General features: G+C 69.8%; 18 protein-coding genes. 11 read left to right on the plus strand and 7 right to left on the minus strand.

Features of this window, described 5'->3' with window-relative positions:
- Positions 1-23 precede the first annotated feature (23 nt).
- The gene (locus ACIOKD_RS26315) at positions 24-728 is read right to left on the minus strand and encodes a hypothetical protein (RefSeq protein ID WP_402088679.1); all 705 of its coding nucleotides are present in this window, start codon (positions 726-728) and stop codon (positions 24-26) included.
- 320 nt (positions 729-1,048) lie between these two features.
- On the opposite strand from ACIOKD_RS26315, the gene ACIOKD_RS26320 reads away from it, so the two are divergent.
- The 3 genes from ACIOKD_RS26320 to ACIOKD_RS26330 all read left to right on the plus strand — a co-directional run bounded on the left by ACIOKD_RS26320 (position 1,049) and on the right by ACIOKD_RS26330 (position 4,501).
- Entirely contained in the window at positions 1,049-2,254 is a 1,206-nt protein-coding gene (locus ACIOKD_RS26320; RefSeq protein WP_402088682.1) for a glycosyltransferase, read from the plus strand.
- A gap of 66 nt (positions 2,255-2,320) precedes the next feature.
- Positions 2,321-2,713 (plus strand): signal peptidase I, encoded by a 393-nt coding sequence (locus ACIOKD_RS26325; RefSeq protein ID WP_402088684.1) that lies wholly within the window; start codon positions 2,321-2,323, stop codon positions 2,711-2,713.
- A gap of 312 nt (positions 2,714-3,025) precedes the next feature.
- A complete protein-coding gene (locus ACIOKD_RS26330) occupies positions 3,026-4,501 on the plus strand; it encodes an FG-GAP and VCBS repeat-containing protein (protein WP_402088687.1) in 1,476 nt (491 codons plus the stop codon).
- A 251-nt stretch (positions 4,502-4,752) separates the two neighbouring features.
- On the opposite strand, the gene ACIOKD_RS26335 is transcribed toward ACIOKD_RS26330, so the two are convergent.
- Positions 4,753-5,913, minus strand: a complete 1,161-nt coding sequence (locus tag ACIOKD_RS26335) for a hypothetical protein (RefSeq protein WP_402088689.1) — start codon at positions 5,911-5,913, stop codon at positions 4,753-4,755.
- Between the two features lie 769 nt (positions 5,914-6,682).
- Complete coding sequence (locus ACIOKD_RS26340; protein ID WP_402088692.1) at positions 6,683-6,910, minus strand: hypothetical protein; 228 nt, start codon at positions 6,908-6,910, stop codon at positions 6,683-6,685.
- 131 nt (positions 6,911-7,041) lie between these two features.
- Between ACIOKD_RS26340 and ACIOKD_RS26345 the strand changes: the two genes are divergently transcribed.
- Both ACIOKD_RS26345 and ACIOKD_RS26350 read left to right on the plus strand, forming a co-directional pair.
- On the plus strand, positions 7,042-7,185 hold the full coding sequence (locus ACIOKD_RS26345) for a hypothetical protein (protein ID WP_402088695.1): 144 nt from the start codon (positions 7,042-7,044) through the stop codon (positions 7,183-7,185).
- A 326-nt stretch (positions 7,186-7,511) separates the two neighbouring features.
- Complete coding sequence (locus tag ACIOKD_RS26350) at positions 7,512-8,591, plus strand: GNAT family N-acetyltransferase (RefSeq protein WP_402088700.1); 1,080 nt, start codon at positions 7,512-7,514, stop codon at positions 8,589-8,591.
- A gap of 38 nt (positions 8,592-8,629) precedes the next feature.
- Here the strand turns inward: ACIOKD_RS26350 and ACIOKD_RS26355 are convergent, their stop codons facing one another.
- Both ACIOKD_RS26355 and ACIOKD_RS26360 read right to left on the minus strand, forming a co-directional pair.
- Complete coding sequence (locus ACIOKD_RS26355; protein ID WP_402088703.1) at positions 8,630-9,475, minus strand: DUF3626 domain-containing protein; 846 nt, start codon at positions 9,473-9,475, stop codon at positions 8,630-8,632.
- 526 nt (positions 9,476-10,001) lie between these two features.
- On the minus strand, positions 10,002-11,000 hold the full coding sequence (locus ACIOKD_RS26360; RefSeq protein ID WP_402088706.1) for an RNA polymerase subunit sigma-70: 999 nt from the start codon (positions 10,998-11,000) through the stop codon (positions 10,002-10,004).
- Positions 11,001-11,196: 196 nt separating this feature from the next.
- On the opposite strand from ACIOKD_RS26360, the gene ACIOKD_RS26365 reads away from it, so the two are divergent.
- Positions 11,197-11,805, plus strand: coding sequence for an NAD(P)-dependent oxidoreductase (locus ACIOKD_RS26365; RefSeq protein WP_402088709.1), 609 nt, complete (start codon positions 11,197-11,199; stop codon positions 11,803-11,805).
- On the opposite strand, the gene ACIOKD_RS26370 is transcribed toward ACIOKD_RS26365, so the two are convergent.
- The gene (locus ACIOKD_RS26370) at positions 11,806-12,708 is read right to left on the minus strand and encodes a LysR family transcriptional regulator (RefSeq protein ID WP_402088712.1); all 903 of its coding nucleotides are present in this window, start codon (positions 12,706-12,708) and stop codon (positions 11,806-11,808) included.
- A 55-nt stretch (positions 12,709-12,763) separates the two neighbouring features.
- On the opposite strand from ACIOKD_RS26370, the gene ACIOKD_RS26375 reads away from it, so the two are divergent.
- Together ACIOKD_RS26375 and ACIOKD_RS26380 are read left to right on the plus strand one after the other, a co-directional pair.
- A complete protein-coding gene (locus tag ACIOKD_RS26375) occupies positions 12,764-13,543 on the plus strand; it encodes an inositol monophosphatase family protein (protein ID WP_402088715.1) in 780 nt (259 codons plus the stop codon).
- A gap of 201 nt (positions 13,544-13,744) precedes the next feature.
- Positions 13,745-14,272 carry a hypothetical protein gene (locus ACIOKD_RS26380; protein WP_402088717.1) on the plus strand — a complete coding sequence of 176 codons (528 nt, stop codon included), beginning with the start codon at positions 13,745-13,747 and terminating at the stop codon, positions 14,270-14,272.
- A gap of 84 nt (positions 14,273-14,356) precedes the next feature.
- Here the strand turns inward: ACIOKD_RS26380 and ACIOKD_RS26385 are convergent, their stop codons facing one another.
- Positions 14,357-15,631 carry a prolyl oligopeptidase family serine peptidase gene (locus ACIOKD_RS26385; RefSeq protein WP_402088720.1) on the minus strand — a complete coding sequence of 425 codons (1,275 nt, stop codon included), beginning with the start codon at positions 15,629-15,631 and terminating at the stop codon, positions 14,357-14,359.
- A 770-nt stretch (positions 15,632-16,401) separates the two neighbouring features.
- Between ACIOKD_RS26385 and ACIOKD_RS26390 the strand changes: the two genes are divergently transcribed.
- The 3 genes from ACIOKD_RS26390 (at position 16,402) to ACIOKD_RS26400 (ending at position 17,884) form a co-directional block, all read left to right on the plus strand.
- Positions 16,402-16,914 (plus strand): sigma-70 family RNA polymerase sigma factor, encoded by a 513-nt coding sequence (locus ACIOKD_RS26390; RefSeq protein WP_402088722.1) that lies wholly within the window; start codon positions 16,402-16,404, stop codon positions 16,912-16,914.
- Positions 16,915-17,631, plus strand: coding sequence for a hypothetical protein (locus tag ACIOKD_RS26395; protein ID WP_402088725.1), 717 nt, complete (start codon positions 16,915-16,917; stop codon positions 17,629-17,631).
- Positions 17,632-17,722: 91 nt separating this feature from the next.
- Positions 17,723-17,884, plus strand: coding sequence for a hypothetical protein (locus ACIOKD_RS26400; RefSeq protein ID WP_402088728.1), 162 nt, complete (start codon positions 17,723-17,725; stop codon positions 17,882-17,884).
- Positions 17,885-18,628: the final 744 nt, after the last annotated feature.

Below are 18,628 nucleotides of genomic sequence, written 5' to 3' on the forward strand. Positions count from 1 at the left end.
CGAGCTCGTAGGAGCCCGGCGAATCAGCCCTCGGCGGTGTTGTAGTTGACGATCCCCTCCACCAGGAGCGCGACCGCACCGACGAGTGGGCTGTCCGCCCCCTTCCTCACCACGTCGGGCAACCGGTAGGCCTCTTCCTCGGTGGCTGCCACCATGCCCCAGAACGCGTTGAAGGCCGCGGGATCCGCCGGTTTGTCGGTGGCCGCCCCGACTGTCACGACGCCGTCACCCTTGACCAGGGCCAGCGCGCCCATCTGCCGCAGGGTGTCGGGATTGTGCTCTTCGGCGGCCACCACGCTCCAACCCGCCACCTCGACTTGCTGCAGTGCCGCGAAAAGACTGCCGGCGCTTCCCGGACCGGAGACAACGATGTCAGGGAGGACAAGCGCCACCGGCCCCCGCGTCATGGGCAGGGCGGACCGGATCGCGCCGTCAAGATCCGGTTCGAACGACTGGTCCTGGTGGACGAAGACGAGTTGCAGGGTCTCGGCGTAGCGCGTCAGGTAGCTCACCGTGTCCAGCTTGTGCGTCCCGAATACGACGACCAGGCGCACATTGAGTCCGCTCTTGGTCAGTTCGACAACGGCCTCCAGACTGCGGTCCAGCACGGTGACCCCGGGAGCCAGACAGTGCAGCTCCTTCGAGTAGGGCGCTCTGAAGCGGGTTCCGAATCCGGCGCAGGGCAAGATGATCGAGACATCGGGGACGGACGCGGACGGTCTTTGCATTGAGCCGCTCTCAGGTTGTGTTGACGACAGGGAACCTTGCACGCGTCGGCGGGTACGGGCGGCCCGGGACCGACATCGCGCCGTCGGCCGGAAAAGCACGCCGGCGATCACCGTAGCCATCGGGCCGGTCCCGCGCGAGAGGGCGTGGCGGGAGGAGATCGTCCGCGCCGGTCACCACGGTTCGTACACGGCTGCCGCGCACCGCCGCGGGCCGAGGCACCACCGTCGAACGGTGCCGCTCGAAACCCGTGTGGCCACGAGCGCGCGTGGGCAGGCATGGGCCGAAACGCGGGGCAGGCCGGAACGGAAGAGGGCGCACGATGCGGGTGTTGTTGTCCACATACGGGACGCGCGGCGATGTCGAACCGCTGGTGGCCCTCGCGGTGCGGTTGCAGGCGCTCGGCGTGGAGGTACGGATGTGTGCCCCGCCGGACGAGGAGTTCGCGCAGCGGCTGGCGGGCGTCGGCGTGCGACTGGTTCCGGTCGGGCCGCCCGTGCGGGCCATGATGCGCGGGACGACTCTGCCCTCGGCGGCGGAACTGGCGCGATACCGGACCGAGTTGGTCGACGCACAGTTCGAGATCCTTCCCGCGGCGGTCGACGGATGCGACGCGCTGGTGGTGGCCGGCCTGGCGCAGATCGCCGCGCGGTCCGTGGCCGAGGCCGCGGGCATTCGCTACGTGTACGCGAGCTACGCGGCGGTCAACCTGCCCTCGCCGCACCATGCGCCGCCACCCCGGCCGGGCTGGCCGGAGCCGGAGGCCGCCGACAACCGGACCCGGTGGGAGCTGGACGCCCACCACGTGAACGCGCAGTTCGCCGGGACGCTCAACGGCCACCGGGCAACGCTCGGTCTGCCACCCGTGGACAACGTCCGCGACCACGTCCACTCCGACCAGCCGTGGCTGGCGGCGGACCCGGTCCTGGGACGGTGGCCACAGACCCCTGGCCTCGACGTCATACAGACAGGCGCGTGGGGCCTGCCCGACGAACGCCCGCTCCCCGCCGAACTGTCGGCGTTCCTGGACGCCGGCGCACCGCCCGTCTACGTGGGCTTCGGCAGCATGCGCCCGGCGCCGGACATCGCCCGCAGGGCCGTCGAGGAGCTCCATGCACAAGGCCGGCGCGTACTCGTCTCCCGCGGCTGGGCGGACCTGGACCTGGCCGACGACCGGGACGACTGCTTCACCGTCGGCGAGGTCAGCCACCAGCGTCTGTTCGCCCGGGTGGCGGCGGTGGTGCACCACGGTGGCGCCGGTACGACGCTGACGGCGGCCCGGGCGGGCGTGCCGCAGGTGGTCGTACCGCTTCAACTGGCGGACAACCCGTACTGGGCGAGCCGGGTGGCAGCCCTGGACATCGGTGCGGCCCTCGACGGTCCGACTCTCACCGACGACTCACTCACCATCGCGTTCAAGACGGCCCTGGCACCCGGGACCCGGGCGCGGGCAGCGGCTCTGGGCACCAGGATCCACACCGACGGAGCGGCGGTGGCCGCGAGCCTGCTCGTCGACGCCCTCGGGTGAGCGAGGCCGATCCGGCCGAGGCCGCGACACGTGCCGGGCAGATGTCGGCTGCTAGCGTTCGGGCGCATGGAAGAGAGCGTGTACGTGGGCAACGCCGGCAAGGACGCGGCCCTGGACCGGGGTTGGCTGCTCGGACATTTCAAGGCGCACGGCGACCCTCGCCACAGCGATGCCCTGGAGGTCAAGTGGGGTGTCCACCCACGTGGCGAGGAGCGGGCGCAGTGGGTGAAGGGCGAGGTGCGGACAGCTCTCCTGGTGCTCGTCTCGGGCCGCTTCCGTATGGAGTTCCCCGGTCGTAGCGTGCTGCTGGAAGAACAGGGCGACTATGTCGTGTGGGGCCAGGGGGTGGACCACTCCTGGGTCGCGGAGGACGAGTCCGTGGTACTGACCGTGCGGTGGCCCTCTGTGCCTGGCTACGCCGTATCGCACGAGGAAGAGCGAACAGAATCGCGAAGCTGAGCACGGGCTTGCCCGTTCGCATTGACCGGCACTGACCGGTGAGGTGCGCCCCGGCGCACCGGAACCGCCCCGGCGAGAGACCGTACTCGCGCCGGAACGCACCGGCGAAAGCGAATCCCGCCGAGCAGCCGGGCTGTTCCTGAGACACGTCGCGCGAACGCCACCGGGACATGCCCACGGTGGACCACTGCCATGCCCCGTGTCATCCGTTCACGTCGTGTTCGCCACACAACCATCGACCGTTCCCGTGTGTCTCACAGGCGAATGTCACCCGTGCGCGGCCCAGGAGGCCGTGGTCTGTGAGGAGGACTTGTGGGCATCCGTCGACCGGCCGTATCGACCGCAGTGGTCGCCGCTCTGATCGGCACCTTCAGCGTGCAGATCGTCGCCGGCACCGCGTCCGCCGCGGCCCGCGCCGCCACCGTGCGCGAGGACTTCAACGGCGACGGCTACCAGGACGTCGCCGTTGCCGCTCCTGCCGCCACGGTGGGTGGTCACGCCTGGGCCGGCTACCTCACGATCACCTACGGCTCGGCGAACGGCCCCGACACGGCCCACACCACCGTCATCACCCAGGACACCCCGGGAGTACCCGGCGTCTCCGGCGACAACGGGGTCTTCGGCTACGCGATGGTCCCCCGCGACCTGGACGGCGACGGCCTGACCGACCTGGCCGTGACGACCCGCGAGTACCAGCCGGAAGGCAACATCAGCGGATCGGTGATCGTCCTGTGGGGCCGCAGGACGGGCGTCTCCGGCCAGGAGTCCGTCCGCATCGCCGGCGCACCGGCGAACGCCGACGTCGGCGGCGACATCACCGCGGGCGACTTCGACGGGGACGGTCACACGGACCTGTTCATGGGCAACGGCGACGAGTACGACTACCGCGATGTGCTCCACGGCCCGTTCGACCGCACCGGCGCCCCCGCCCGCGAGCAGCGGATGATGGTGTTCAGCACCGACAACACGATCTGCTCCACCGCGGCCGGCGACTTCAACGGCGACGGCATCGAGGACCTCGCGACCTTCTACGTCTACGAGAACCACGCCGAGGGCGGCAAGCTGTGGCTCGGAACGAAGGACGGCCTGTCCACCGTCCCGCAGCGGCTGCCCTCCGCGAGCACCACCGCCGTCGCCGACTTCGACAAGGACGGTTACGCCGACCTCGCCACCCGCGTCTTCCCGGGCGGCGACACGGAGATGGTCGACGACCCGGGGACCATCAAGATCTATTACGGCTCGGCCGCGGGCCCCAGCCAGACCCGTACGCGGACCATCACCCAGCAGACCTCGGGCGTGCCCGGCGTGAGTGAGAAGAACGACCATTTCGGCGCGCGCCTGAGCGCGGGCGACGTGAACGGCGACGGATACCCCGACCTGGCCGTGGGTGTCCCCGGTGAAGCGATCGGTTCGGTGGCCAGGGCCGGTTCCGTGGTGCTCCTCAAGGGCGGCGGGGGTGGCCTCACCGGCACGGGCGCGCAGGCGTTCCACCAGGACACCGCGAGCGTGCCGGGTGTCGCGGAGAAGAACGATGTGTTCGGCGGCTCGGTACGGCTGCTCGATGTGACGGGGGACGGGAAGGCGGACCTGACGACGGGCGCGCCGGGGGAGGACCTCGGCACGGTCAGGAACGGCGGCGCGGTGTGGCTGCTGCGCGGCACGGCAGCCGGCCTGACGGCGTCGAAGGCGTCGGCGCACAACCCCGTGGACTTCGGGGGGCCGTCAGCACAGGCCGAGTACGGCGAGAACCTCAGCGGCGACAACGGCCCGGGCATACAGATCCCCTGACCACAGTTACGGCCACGGCTACCGCTACCACTACAGCTACCGCTCACGAGTCGGCCGCGGGCCGTTCGGGCAGGCCACGCGCCGTGTGCCCCCGGGCATCCCGGCCGGTCGGCATGGCGGAGGCTGTCAGGCTCCCCCGGTCCGTCAGTGCCCTGCGGGTGTGCGATGTGGTGGCCTGGACGCGGCATCGCAGTGATCACCGGAAGACGGGCTGTGGCCCACGGTGATCAGGTGGGCGCACGCGATGGCCGTCACAGGTCCTGCCTGTTCGGGTCTCGCAAGCGGTCGAGGCCCTTCCTGATGGCGTTGAGCGGTGAGCTGATCGCCCTGGGCGCCTCCGGCGCGGGCGGCCGGGGCGTACCGTCACCGCTGGTGAACTCGGCCAGCGCGGCCTGTGCGGCGTCGGCCGCCTCCCGGTAGAGGTCACAGGACTTCGTCATGGCGTCGAGCGCTTCGGCGTATTTGACGGCCATGCTCTGGGCGTGGGCCAGTTCCTCGTCGGGGGTCAGCAGGTGCCAGCCCTGGCGCAGTTGTGTCAGGGCCTGCTCGGCGCCGTCGGGCAGAGGGCGCGGCAGGTTGGCGAACTCCTCGATGAGACCGAGGAGTTCAGTGGGCTCGGAGCCGTCCAGGAAGACGCTGTGCACGCTGAAGTGCTCCGCGTCGTGGTCCGGGCTCCGCGGCTGGGTGGGCAGGACGACGGCGCCGCCGCGCGGCATCCGTACACCCAGTTCCCGTTCGATCGCGAAGTCGGCGGTCTCCGCCTGCGCCGGCGTGGCCCGGTGCTCGACGACCCGGTGACGCAGGCTCGGCGGCAGGAACGCGGAGACCGGCCGCCGCCCGCTCGCGTCGGGCGTCATGGCCTCATGCACCACGACATGGATGTACCAGGTGTTGCGGGTGCAGTCCCGCAGGTGGCGGCGCAGCTCGCTGTCGTCCGCCGGCAGGCGGTTCGCCGACCGCAGACGCACCCCGGGTACCGAGTCGTGGTCCCAGGCGACTCGGTCGCTGTCGGGCCAGAACATGGTGGCGGGCGAGGGCCACCCGAAGTCCCACGGCAGCTCCGCCTCGGCGGCCAGGATCCAGGTGACCGCCTCGTCATCCGCGCGGCGGCCCCGATGCTCGTACGTGGTCAGCTGCGCACGCACCATGACGCCGTCCGCCACGCGCCAGCGGGCTTCGAAGAGCCGACGGGCGGACGGGCCGGGCGCGGCGGACGCCTCTCGCGGGTGCAGGACGGTGGAGCGGGCCGCCTCCACGGGATCGAGGTCCAGGAAGTCGTCGAGGACCCCGGCTGCCTTGAGGGCGATCAGATTGCGCCGGACGTCCTGCTCGGGATCGACCCCGAGATGCCGCCCGCGGGCCAGCCACACGGTGCCGGGGACGGTCGTCGTTGCGCTGCTGTTCTTAGCCATGGAACCGTTCTGTGGAAGATCAATGCCCTACCAGTATGGCCCTTGCCGCCGCACATGCCGTGCTGCGCCCCGACTCGCCGGTACGGAGCGCCGCGCCGCGCCGATGGTGTCGTCAGCGCAGCGCCCCTGTCCGCGTTCCCGACAGCCGTGTCGTTGCCCGGTCGGTCCACGGTCCACTGCTGGGTCGAGCAGCCCCGTCGGCCCGCGTCGGCGGTCTCCGCCAGGAGGCCCCTGAAGAAGGTGCCGATCGCGGCCTCGAAGGCGGCCAGCTGCGCGGGGGCGGGGCGGGGCAGGCGGCTGCGGGACGGAATATCGTGCGACCGGGCCGGCACAGTGAGGTCGGCATGGTGGGGCCGGCACGGTGAGGCCCTTACGGGCTCGGCCCGAGGCGCCTGGGAGCACGAAGCCGTTCTCGTAGGCAACCACCACGGCCTGTGCGCGGTCACGCATATGGTGCTTGGCGAACATACTGCCGATGTGGCTTTTCACCGTCGCCTCGGTCACGACTACGCGCGGCGATCTCCGGGCTCGACAGGCCCCTGGCCATCAGGGGGAGGATCTCCCGTTACCGGGGAGTGAGACCGGCCAGTAGTTCGGACCGGGGCCTGAGCGGCCCGGTGCGGGTGGCGTAGTCCTCGATCAGCCTGCGGGTGATCGACGGAGACAGCGGGGACTCGCCGGCGTGCACGACGTGAATCGCCTCCAGCAGACGCTCGCGTGAGGTGTCTGCGGAGCAGTTCCTGGTCGTCGACGATCAGCAGGCGGATGGTCATGCCGCGTCCTCGACGGGGAGCCGGGCGGTCACCAGGAATCCGTCGGTCGTCCGGCGGGCGTCCAGACTGCCGCCTGCCACCGCCGCACGCTCCCGCATCCCCAGGATGCCGTGCCCGTCGGCGCACGGGATGCCGTGTCCGTCGGCCGAAGGGACAGGGGCGCGGCTGCCGCCGTCGTCCTCGACCGTGACGTCCAGCCGCGTCCGGCCGTAGTCGAGCGTCACCGTGACCTGCTCGCCGGTGAGTTCCAGCCGTACCGGCAGCCCACGAGTTCCAGGACCGCACCGACCCGGAGGCGGGGTGATCCGGCCGGCGCGGCCAGCGACCGCAGACGCGCCCGGCCGGTTCGGCCGGGATGGGCTCCGCACGGCTCGATGTGTACGCCGAGCAGGCGGGCATCGGGCTTGATCTCAGAGACCGGCGTCCCCGGACCACCGCGCTCAAGGCGGTCGTCGGGCTGGCGCGGCCGACGGCGGGCCGGGCGTTCGTACGGCCCTGATGGCCGCCTGGTCCCCGACGAAAGTTGGTGAAGAAGTCATACCCGAAGCTTCCGACGTGGTGATCTCCCAGTCATCCGCCCACGGTCGACACCCGATTTCCCACCAGGGGAGGAGAACAGCGCCGGACGCCGCCTCCCTGCGGCCGGTTCCAGCACCCGGGTGAAGTGGCGGACCGAGCTCCTGTCGGGCTCGTGCCGTCGAGCGCTCGGTGGGGCGGCGCGTGCCCGCATGCACGACCAGCTCTGGCCGAGGTCTTGCCGGCAGCGGAACTACGTTCCCGTACGCTCCTTGAGTCCTTGAGTCCTCGGTCGAGAGGAGTTGCTGAGTGGCCCGGTCGAGTGGCCCCGTTCTGCGCACCCAGAGGCTCGTGCTGGAACCGATCCGCCGCGGAGACAGCGACGATCTCTTCGAGGCCGTGGTCAGCCAGGACAGCGTCATGCGATGGCTGGCGACCGGCCGGGCGGACAGTAGGTCCGCGGCCAGGGCCATGTGCGACGACCATGTCGCCCACTGGAGCAGACACGGCTACGGCGACTTCGCGGTGCGGGATGCCGCGACGCGCGCGTTTCTCGGCCGGGTGGGACTGCGCAATCGGGCCCGGTACGGAGTCGACATCGGTTTCGCCGTGCACCCGCGGACCCAAGGACGTGGGATCGCCGCCGAGGCCGGCGCGGCGTGCCTGGACCATGCTTTTCGCCGCCTCTCGCTCCCAGCCGTTCTCGCGTTCGTCCTGCCCGGCAATACGGCCTCGACCGCCGTACTCCGCCGCCTGGGCGCCCAGCCGGACGGCACTGTCCGGTCCAGCGGCCTGCAGTGCCTGCGCTACCGGTTCGACCCCGCCACCGCCACGGCTACCGCGGCCGCTGCGGGACACGTCGTGGACGACGGTTGTACGGACCTTCAGCTGATCCACGCGCCGGGCCCCGGTTCTCCGGATGACAGAGCCGCACTCCACGAAGGCCTGCCCGACCCCTTCGGGGTGAACGGGCACGGCCTGGTGTGGGCCGACAAGCAGCACACCCTCACGGCCGTCTCCGACGGCCGGCCGGTCGCTGCTGCGGGATGGCTGCTGCGGGACATGGTCTTCGACGGATCGCCGCGTCGCGCCGCCGGGCTGGGCGGTGTGCTGGTGCACCCCGCCCATCGAGGCAAGGGCATCGCCCGGACGGTCATCAGTGTGGCGGTCGAACACGCACGAGCGGCCGGCGCCGAGACGGTGACCCTGCTCTGCCGCCCGGACCTGGTTCCGTTCTGCACGGAGCTGGGGTGGAGCCGGCTCTCCGTGCCCGTCACCGTCGAACAACCCGCCGGCGCGAGGACCTTGTCACTGACCACCATGGTCTTCGACCTGGCCGGCCATCCTCATCCCACCAAGAGTGCGGACCTGCGGGGCCTGCCCTTCTGATGCGGCGAGCGGGATCCACCCCGAGGTCGCGTTGCGGGTCAGCAGGAGGCGCGGCTCCCGAAGCGGGCCAGACAGTGCCAGACCTTCTTCAGGTCCTGAAGGTCATATCGGCCGGTGCGGGCGGCATCTCCGATGACCTTGGGACTGAGCCAGCCGTCAACGGCGATGTCGGCCCCCAGGTCGACGTACTCCTGTCCGCGGTAGCTCGGATGCCGTCGCAACTCGCCCGTGCTGAGGCGAAATCCTTGATGCCATTCGACCGGGCACGGGAGGCGACGGGCAGCGTATTCGACCTCTGTGTCGCGATAGCTCGGATCCAGCACCAGCGCCTCGACGTCACGGTCGAATCTGACCGACCCGTGGATCTGGGCCTCGATGTGGCGATCGAGGGCGTCCGACTTCGCGGCGGCGGCAAGCTCGATGAGTGAGCAGCGGTCGGCCACGCCGAAGTCGGAGGGCTCGGCGGAACTGTCGGGGTAACAGAACGTCGTGCGTGCCAGGGTCTCGGCGTTGAGTCTGAGGTACGAGGAGCCGAACCGCGGTGCGCCACCGGTCGGACTGCGGCGGTAGTTCAACGCACCGTACACGGGGCGCCGGTCGGCCGGGGCATCGTCGTACGCACCGCCGAAGATACGGCTCTCCCAGCGCCACCGGTCTCCGCCAGGACGAGCAGTCAGCCCACCGTTGCTCGTGCCGGTCACGAACTGCGACCGGTAGACACCGTCGCCTGCCATGCTGGACAGGATCGGACGGTCCCCCGCGGCGCGATCGGGGTGGAAGTGCATCGTCACCCGCAAGTCGCCGGGCAGCGGCTTCCCTGCGCAGGAAGTGGCGACATGCCGCAGAGCCTTCTCCTGGAGCGACACGCAGATCTCGGTATCCATGCGTGCAGTGTGCACGGATCACCTCCGAGCGGTCGAGCGCTTTGCGTCCGAGCACAAAAGGGCTGCCGAACTCGCGCCCGATGCACGGCGGTTGGCGTCGGCCTGGCCATGGGACGGTCGAGACGTACGGAGAGGGCCGTGTCGCCCGCCACGGCCACGACGGCGTCCTTCACGAGTGGCACAAGCAGCGTCCCCTTGACAACGAGTCCGGGATCGCCGAGCGGCCCTCGGCGTCCAGGACGGGATCGTGCACGGGACCGACCAGCCGGAGGCTCGGCCGTGGCTCGCCGACCGGCCGCCCGGTCGTGAGTGAGGTCCTGGCTGTCCGTGGCGCGAGAGATACCCCAGCCGATCCACATGCGTGCGAGTAAATGACCTCATCGCGCCCGAGGACCGGCCCAGGCTCGCCGTCGTGCGGCTCCCGCTGCGTCCACCCGCGAATGACGAACGCCGAACGCGTCGTACCACGGCGTCGCGATCACCGAGACACGCGCGCCACCGCGCAGCGTGAGCGTCCGCACCGGGACTACTCCGTGCCGTCCGCCGGCAGGCGCTGCGGCAGCCCGAGCCGCGGAAACTGGTCGTCGTGGAACGTGATGATCTCGGTGATCGCTCCGCCGGTGACGCGCAGGACGTCGATCGTCAGCGGCAGATACGCGCCCTCCTGTTTCTGCCAGAGGTAGAAGGCGACGGCGGGCTGCCGGTTCACCGAGGTGGGGACGGCGCGCAGGCCCTTCATGCCCTCGAAGCCGTTCACGACCCAGTCGTTCACCACCGCGTCGCGGCCGATGTACAGGCCCGGCGTGGGCGGCATCGAGCAGCGGACGTCGTCCCGCAGCAGCGCGGCGAGGCCTTTGACGTCCGTGGCCACGCTGGCGTCGGTGTAGCGGCGCACCAACTCGCGCGTCCCGACGTCCTGTTCGCCGTCGGTCCAGTCCTGCCGGTCGGCGGGCAGATGCTCCCGCAGGCCGGCGCGGGCCCGCTGCAGCGCGCTGTTCACGGAGTTGACGGAGTCCCCGAGGTGTTCCGCGACGTCCTTCGCCGGCCAGCCGAGCACGTCCCGCAGGATCAGCACGGCCCGCGGGCGCGGCGCGAGATGCTGGACTGCGACCAGGTACGCCAGCTCGATCGTCTCCCGCGCGACGGCGACGGTCTCCGGCTCACCCGCGTCGCCCGCGGGCAGCTCGTCGAGCAGCCGGTCCGGGTAGGGCTGCAGCCACAGCACCTCGCCGTTGACCGCGGGCTCCGGGCGGCACTTCGCGAGCTGGTCCAGGCAGGCGTTGGTGGCGATCCGGTACAGCCACGCCCGGAACGTCGACCGCCCCTCGAAGGTCTCCCGCCGCCGCCAGGCACGGAGAAACGTCTCCTGCACGGTGTCCTCGGCGTCCTCGAACGACCCGAGCATTCGGTAGCAGTGCACGTGCAGCTCCCGCCGGTGCCGCTCCGCCAGACCCGTAAACGCCGGCTCGTCGACCTCGCCCAGCCCGCTCACGCCCAGTTCCTCCAGCCGCATGTCCGCACTCATCACGCCATCCTTCCGCTTCGTCGTGTCCCGTCGTAGGTGAGACGGGTGCGGGCGTGAAAACTCATCACCAGGGTCCGTCGGCGTGGCGGAGCGTTGCTCCGCCCATGCACATCCGCCGCACGATTGCGCCTGAGTTAATCGTTGATTCAGATGTATGCACTTGATGTTAAGTGGATAGCTCTCTAACGTTCTCGGCATGAACCTCACCGTCCTCGCGGCCTCCGGCCAGACCGGCATCGCCCTCACCCGACAGGCGCTGCGACGCGGTCACACCGTGACCGCCATCGCACGTGATCCCGAGCGGATCGCCCTTCCCGACTCCCCGAACCTGCGCAAAGTGGCGGGCGATGTGAACGACGCGGCCGGCATCGCCGCCGTTGTGGACGGGGATTCCGTGGTCCTTTCCGCCCTCGGTACGGATCGGGCCGGGACTCTCCTGGCCGGCGCCCGGGCCGTCGTCGCCGCCGGCCCACGCCGCGTGATCTGGCTCGGCGCCTACGGCACGGGCGCGTCGGCCGAAGTGGCGGGGGAGGGGGCGGGCGTGCTCGCCCGGGTGCTGGGCGACCGCCTCGCGGACAAGGTCGAAGCCGACAACACCGTTCTCGCGGCCGGGGGCACCGTCTTCCACGCGGGGATGCTCGCCGACGGACCGGAAAGTCCCCGTAGGCGCACGGTCGGCCTGGAAGCGGGGCCACCCTTCGACCTCGGTGCGAAGGTGAGCCGGGAGACCGTGGCCGCGGCGATGCTCGACGAAGCCGAGGTGCCTGTGCATCCAGGTGCCGTGGCCCTGCCGCTGGCGGAGTAGTCAGCCGGCGGTGATCTCCTCGATCGACGCCCGGACCTGCTCGCGGAGCCAGGCGTGGGCGGGGTCGGAATCGTAGCGCTGGTGCCAGTTGCAGTTGACCGTCGCCGCCGGGGTCTCGATCGGCAGCGGCCGGGCGACGAGCCCGAACGCCTCGATGAGCGGGCGGCCCAGGACCGCCGTGCAGGTGACCAGCGCGTCACCACGGGCGGCGATCTGCAGGGCGGTGGACACCGTGGCCACCGCCGCGACCACCCGGCGGTGCAAACCTTCGGCGGCCAGCATGTCGTCGATCGGCGCGGTGAGGCGGCCACGCCGGGAGATCACCACATGTGGCTGTGCCGCGTAGGAGGCCAGGCCGAATCCGGCGGCGGCGCAGGGGTGGTCCGCGCGCATCGCCACGACGAACCGATCGTTGCCGAGCGGCTCGGACCGGAACTCGGGCATGCTGGGCCTGCTGTCGCCGAGTTCCAGATCGACGCGGCCGTGTCGCAGGTCGTCGGTGTCGACGGAGTTCTCCGCCAGCGCCCGCAACTGCACTCCTGGAGCCTGTTGCTGGATCCTCCCGACCAGTACCGGCAGCAGTGACGCGGCGACCGCGTCATGGCACTGGATCGTGAACGTGCGGTCCATCGCGGCCGGGTCCAGCTCACGGATCGGCGAGAGCACTTCGTGCGCCTGCCTGACCAGCCGGTGCACCTCCTCCCGCACCGACACCGCGTACGGGGTCGGTGCCATCGAGTGGCCGGTGCGTACCAGGATGTCGTCCCCGGTGACGGCGCGAAGCCTGCCGAGGGTGCGGCTGACCGCGGGTGAGGACAGGTGCAACCGCTCGGCTGCGCCCATCACGCTGCCCTCTTCGAGCAGGGCGTCCAGCACGGTCAGCAGATTCAAGTCCAATTGCATGACCGTAAATCTTAACAAAGCATAGATCCATCTCGATCAACTACAGGAGCATCCCATGAGCCAGGAACTGCTTGCCGCCACCGTCGCCGCCGTCCGCGCCGCCGGCGCCCGGATGATGACGCGCTACTCCACCGAGTCCCGTCCGCCCGGGCTCCCCGAACTGCTTGTGAACCTCCAGGCCAATGACGCGGCCGTTGTCGACCTGCTGCGCCCGGCGTTGACCGAGGCTCTGCCGAGCGGGGGCTGGCTCAACGACGAGCACGGCTCGGGCCCGATGGCCACGGGCGAGTGGTGGCTCATCGACCCGGTCGGCGGCAACGTCAACGCCGTCCACGGCATGCCCGACTGGAACATCGGCGTGAGCCTCGTCCGCGACGGACGCCCGGTGCTGGGGGTTGTCTACTTCCCCGTCCTCGACGAGATGTTCACCGCGACCGAGGGCGGCGGGGCGTATCTCAACGGCGTACGGCTGCGGGTCTCGGCCAAGACGTCGCTGGACGGCGCACTCGCCGGGACCGGTCAGGCGCAGCCCGGCCACGACCCCGAACTCGCGACACGGATGGGCTCGGCCTTCACCGCGATGACGAACGCCGCCCTGTATGTGCGGGTGTCCGTACCGGTGACCCACCAGCTCGCCCAGGTCGCCGCGGGCCGGATGGATGTGCACTGGCAGTTCGACAACGTCCGGTCCCACGCGGCAGGCGTGCTGCTGGTCCAGGAGGCCGGAGGCGTCGTGACCGACTTCGAGGGCAAGCCGTGGGAACTGTCCGACGGGAGCTATCTCGCCGCCGCGCCGGGTGTGCACGCCACCGCACTGGAAGTCCTGACCGACTGAGGCCCCCCCCAGGACCGACTGGGGGAAGTCCGACTGCACGCCGGATCGGACCCCCACCGCCGCGCGACTGGGCCTCACCGAGAGCGGACCATCTGGTTGTGGCGCGCGCAGTCCGTTGCGTTGAGCGAACGCGTATGACCCATAACCCGTAGTTCGTGACCCATGACCCATGACCCATGTGCTCCGCGGACAAGGACGGCCATGAGTACCCTCACCACACCCCGAACCATCTCCCCGGCACGAGGGAACCGAGTCCGCTGGCGCATCCCGGCTCGGCTGCGCAAGAGCATCCTGGTCACACACGTCGTGTCGGCGGGAGCCTGGATCGGCATCGATGTCGTCTCCACCGTTCTGGTGGTGGTCGGCTGGGTGCGCGCGGGCGACGACCGCACCGCCGTGTACCGAGCACTCGCGGACTTCTTCGTCGTCCCCCTGCTGCTGTCGGCTCTCGTAGCGGGGGTGGTCTGCCTCGTCACCGGTGTCCTGCTGGGACTGGCGACCAAGTGGGGGCTCGTTCGCTACTGGTGGGTGTCGGTGAAACTGGCCCTCAACGGCATCGCCTGCGTGATGCTGCTGCTGTTCCTGGGCCCGATCACCGAACTCGCCTCGGGTGCACAGCCGTTGCGGGACATCTGGTTCGTCGCGTTCCTCGCCACCACCGCCATGGTGCTGCTGAGTTTCGCGATGGTGCTCTCGGTCTTCAAGCCGTGGGGCCGAGTCCGCACGTAGTTCTCACCCGCTGAGCACGGATCAGTGACGCGGCGCGGGACAACCTGAGAACTACTCGCCGCACACGGCTGAACGCTCTCCCGGTCACTGCCGATGCCGGGCGGCCATCCACTGCCAGATACGAGTTCCGTCGATGCTGGGGTCGTTGCGGGCGACATAGATCCACGACCAGTGGCCGGAGAACTGGTGGCCGTTCCAGACGACATGATCGTAGAGCGTCACCAGCGAGCCGGGGACGAGGTCGTGCGCGTGGACGGTGTTGGCCTGCGGGTCCACGGTGAGGTCGTCGCGGGAGGCGACGAGCCAGCTGGGGGTGCTGATCTTCGCCAGTTCACTGTCGGGGATCAGCGGCGCGCCGCCGGGCGGGAAGGATGAGACAACGCCGCAGATCGGCACGGAAGCGGCGAACAGCGTGGGATAGACGGTGGTCATCTTCATGCTCATGTAACCGCCGTTGCTGCAGCCGACGACGTAGATCCGGTCATGATCTATGCGGTTGCCGCGCGTGACATCGCCGATGATCTCGCGGATGAGTGGGGCGAAGCGGGGGCCGTCCTGCATCCAGGCGGAGGTGCTTTGCGGGGCCAGGACGTAGGCGCCGTCGAAGATGCGTTGTGCTTCGGGGGTGGTGAAGCCCAGCGCGCCGCGATTGGCTCGCAGCGTGGTCTCGTTGTCGTAGTAGTCGGGCAGTGAGGCGCCCTCGCCTCCGCCGTGCAGCCAGACGATCAGAGGGCGCTTGCTCCGTCGGGAGAAGTGGGAGCCGGTGGGGGAGTACAGCCGGTACTTCATTCCCGAGCCGGAGACGTGGGAGCTGAACGCGTCGACCTCGGGGTCCGACAGGCGACGGTTCTGCACGAAGTTCTCGATGGTGATCGACCGGTGATCGCGTAAGGCGAACGGGGCCTGCTGCGTGATGGTGTACGCGAGGTCGAGCATGACGTTGCGGCCTCTGCCGGCGATGTATCCGAGAGTGCTGCCGCCGGTCTGGCCCTCGGCATGGCTCAGGTCGAGCACGATGTTGCCGCGGCGGTCGAGCCGGACCGCGGTCACCGTACGGTCGAGGTCGTACTCGCTGAAGATGGCGTCGCCGTCGGCGATGGGGATCGGGCTGGTGGCCTTGGTGTGCACGGTGAAGGTGCCGGTGCTCAGGCCGGCGGGGTCGATCGGGCCGAGCCGGGCGGCGTCGAGTGTGACCGAGGTGACCTGTTCGCCACCGTCGAGCACTCGGGCGTTCAGGGTGAATCTCATGCCGGTGGCTGCATGGCCGTCGGCATACGCGGAGGCGCCGGGCAGGGACAGCCCGGCAGCGGCACCCGTGCCGGCGGCCAGAAGGGTACGACGGCTGAGGGGTGTTGCCATGCGGACTCCTTATGTGGGGGCTTCATCGCGGCCTGTTCGCCGCATTCGGCGAACAGGCCGCTGAGGAGTTGACGGCGGTCCGCCCGTGCAGGTTCGCGACGGGCGGTGTCATGAGCAGCACAGAGGCGAGCACCGTCGGCACGTTACCGGCGTCGCCGCGTAGCGGACAGGTGCTGCTTCGGCTTTTCTCCGGACGGCCACGGCCGGCCCAGGGTCATGCGGGCCGGCGGTCGCCGAGCGCGCTCGATGACCGATCTGACGGTCATCGCCTCACGATGCGGGCCGGGGACTGGCGCTCACAGCACGGACCGTCACATCGTGGGCGGCGGAGGCAGGGCGGGGGTAGTGCGTGACTGGCGCGTGACCAGGCGCGTCCGCCGACACCGATCGTTCGCGAACAGGCAGCGCTGGCGGGCGCCGTGACGGATCGAATGCAGGCTGTTTCATGTGCGAACACCGCATATATTCACCCGTTCGAGTGGAGTCGCCTGAGTGGATTCGCTGGTTCCGTGAGTGAACTGCAACACAGTTGAGTCAGGAGAGGCGTAGACCACGTTGCGGCGCTCGCGGGGAAACCGCTGGCCACTCTGCGTTACCGACTGGTATGCAGCAGCCTTGTGCAGTGTTCAAGTACCGCTGTGTCATGTTCGCCCTGCCGCCCATGCGTGTTCGCCCGTTCGGCCGAGTTTCATAGGCGACGTCAGAAGGCGCCGCAGGTGCGCATCTCGTAGCGCGGAGCCGTTCGCATCTTGCCTCAACGAAGAGGATCCATGACTGACGATGCCCGTGCGGGGTCCGGCGGCAGTCCGGTGATAGCCACCGGTGTGCTGCCCTTCCCGCTGGATTTCGAGGCGCTCTATCTGAAGAACCAGGAGGACTACCACCGGTTCGCGCGAGCCATCCTCAACGATCAGCAGGACGCCGAAGACGCTGTCCACCGCGCTTACTTCGAGATCCTCGCGCACTGGCCGGACCTCCTCGCCGACGGCAACGTCCACCAGCAGACGTGGGCGATCCTGCGACGCACCGTCATCTCCGAGAAGCTGACGAACTACCGGGGCAACTTGGCTGCACTGACCGAGGACAACGACGTGGCGCGTGCCCTGTGCACCCTGCCGTCGCGGCAGTTCGACGTCATGGTCCTGCGCTACCTGTGCGCCTGTGCCACGGCCGACATCGCCTGGTATCTGGGCGTGTCCGCCAGCACCGTCGACTACCACGGACGCAAGGCCAAGCAGCGCCTTGAGCAGGCCATGCCCGCCCGTATCCGAAGGAGCAACTGAATGAGCGCCCAGAAGGGATCTGTCTCGCACGCCGAACAGGTGCTGGCCGCGGCCGGGCGGCGCCTGCGCGCCCGACAGCCCGCGTTCGATGTTGCCGCCGGACTGCTCCGCCTGGCCCGGGACGCCGGCTACAGCCCTGTACCGGACACCGTCCCGTCCGTCTCCCGTGCCCTGCGCCATCTGAAGGAGTTCGTCGGCTGGAGCCTGGACCAGCCCGGCGCCACCACGCACGTCGAGCGGTACGCCGCGACACTCGGAGAGAGCGACGCCTACCGCCTGCTGACGCGTGACAGGGACACCGAGGAAGTCGACCTGGACGGCGCGCACGTCTTCGCCTGCATGCTGTACCTGGCCGGCCACCCCGAGAGCGCCCAGTTCTGGTGGCGATTCACGGCCGGCGCCGGCAACGGCGCCAGCGCCCTGTGCCTTCAGCTGCTGCACAGGTCCCGGGGCGAGACCGCGGAAGCCGAGCACTGGCGCGAGATGCTGCTCCTCGTCGTAGACCTGGACGACGATGTCGCAGTGAAGACGATGTTCGTCACCACGGTCGGCAGGTTCGCGGCCTACACCCGGCGCCACCGGCCCCCGGCCCCCGTCACACCGGCCCTGGACGCCGAAGTGCGCCGCCTGGCCACTCAGGACGACACCGACCGTCTCGTATGCCGGCCTGACGCCGGCCTCGCCCGACGCCTGCAGGACTGCACCGGCTCCCTCTGACCCCGAACGGACGAGCAGCCCGCCTGCGGTCCCTTGGGCCGCCGACCGCAGGCAGGCAATCCCTCACGCCCTCAGAAGGACGTACAAAACCATGAAGCGTAAGCCCCGAACCGTCGGTTCCAGCACGGGATCGCGCCGCACACGCCGGCGCCTGCGTGATGCCGCCACCTTCGCTCTGCTGCGCGGCATGGCCTACGGCCTGGGCACCGGAGCGGCCGGACTGCTCCTGTACTGGCTCCAGTCGTACCTGTGAGCTTCAGGCCGCAACTGCCCTGACGGACCGAACGATGGCGCTGACGGCGCGTCCGCAAGTGCTTCCTGCCGGGGCGGTCACCGAGGTGACGGCCCGTATGGTCGTGCGCACGCCTGTTGCGGATACTCACGCTTGGCTGCGGAACGTCCGGGCCTGGTTGGAGGCTGACCGGCGCACTGAAGGACGCGGACTTTCCTTCGAACCCCAACTCGATGTCCGAGAAAGGCTCCCGCCGACTCATCCGGCAACTCCGGGAGCTGGCAGCCGATGACGGCGGTGGCGTCCGAGACGAAGCTGAGCGACTCCCGCGTACGATTCCGCAGCACAGAAAGTAGCGACCACACTCGGTCAGCACTCGGTCAGCACTCGGTCAGCACTCGGTCAGTGCTCGATCAAGGCCGCATCCATGTGCCTTTCCATACCGCATTCCGCGGCCACTTCCGATCACGGACCGCGGGCGTCGCGCCGACGGATCTCGACGGCCTGGCGCCCTTCCGGCCTCCTTCCGGCCCCTTCCGGCCCCTTCCGGACCTCCCGAACCCGCGGAGTGGCCGAGAGCCATGGGCCGGTGGTGACAGCGAGGAACGGCCGGATCCGTACGTTGTCCCCGGTGCGCGAGAAGGCACAGGCTGCTGCCTGCCGGGCGGGACGACTAGGGCCTGTGTGATGTCGTGATCAGTCAGTTGCCTTCAGCAGGTCGTTGATCCAGATCATGGAGGCGCGGAGGTGGAGGCCTGCGAGGTA

The organism is Streptomyces sp. NPDC087844 (assembly GCF_044742785.1).
Classification (GTDB): domain Bacteria; phylum Actinomycetota; class Actinomycetes; order Streptomycetales; family Streptomycetaceae; genus Streptomyces.

Bases quoted from the DNA above. Each gene is read 5' to 3' on its own strand.
- ACIOKD_RS26315 (WP_402088679.1), bottom strand. From the start codon at position 728: ATGCAAAGACCGTCCGCGTCCGTCCCCGATGTCTCGATCATCTTGCCC.
- ACIOKD_RS26370 (WP_402088712.1), bottom strand. From the start codon at position 12,708: ATGCAATTGGACTTGAATCTGCTGACCGTGCTGGACGCCCTGCTCGAA.
- ACIOKD_RS26395 (WP_402088725.1), top strand. From the start codon at position 16,915: ATGAGCGCCCAGAAGGGATCTGTCTCGCACGCCGAACAGGTGCTGGCC.
- ACIOKD_RS26360 (WP_402088706.1), bottom strand. From the start codon at position 11,000: ATGAGTGCGGACATGCGGCTGGAGGAACTGGGCGTGAGCGGGCTGGGC.
- ACIOKD_RS26400 (WP_402088728.1), top strand. From the start codon at position 17,723: ATGAAGCGTAAGCCCCGAACCGTCGGTTCCAGCACGGGATCGCGCCGC.
- ACIOKD_RS26375 (WP_402088715.1), top strand. From the start codon at position 12,764: ATGAGCCAGGAACTGCTTGCCGCCACCGTCGCCGCCGTCCGCGCCGCC.
- ACIOKD_RS26325 (WP_402088684.1), top strand. From the start codon at position 2,321: ATGGAAGAGAGCGTGTACGTGGGCAACGCCGGCAAGGACGCGGCCCTG.
- ACIOKD_RS26345 (WP_402088695.1), top strand. From the start codon at position 7,042: ATGGGCTCCGCACGGCTCGATGTGTACGCCGAGCAGGCGGGCATCGGG.
- ACIOKD_RS26385 (WP_402088720.1), bottom strand. From the start codon at position 15,631: ATGGCAACACCCCTCAGCCGTCGTACCCTTCTGGCCGCCGGCACGGGT.
- ACIOKD_RS26355 (WP_402088703.1), bottom strand. From the start codon at position 9,475: ATGGATACCGAGATCTGCGTGTCGCTCCAGGAGAAGGCTCTGCGGCAT.
- ACIOKD_RS26335 (WP_402088689.1), bottom strand. From the start codon at position 5,913: ATGGCTAAGAACAGCAGCGCAACGACGACCGTCCCCGGCACCGTGTGG.
- ACIOKD_RS26380 (WP_402088717.1), top strand. From the start codon at position 13,745: ATGAGTACCCTCACCACACCCCGAACCATCTCCCCGGCACGAGGGAAC.
- ACIOKD_RS26365 (WP_402088709.1), top strand. From the start codon at position 11,197: ATGAACCTCACCGTCCTCGCGGCCTCCGGCCAGACCGGCATCGCCCTC.
- ACIOKD_RS26390 (WP_402088722.1), top strand. From the start codon at position 16,402: ATGACTGACGATGCCCGTGCGGGGTCCGGCGGCAGTCCGGTGATAGCC.
- ACIOKD_RS26320 (WP_402088682.1), top strand. From the start codon at position 1,049: ATGCGGGTGTTGTTGTCCACATACGGGACGCGCGGCGATGTCGAACCG.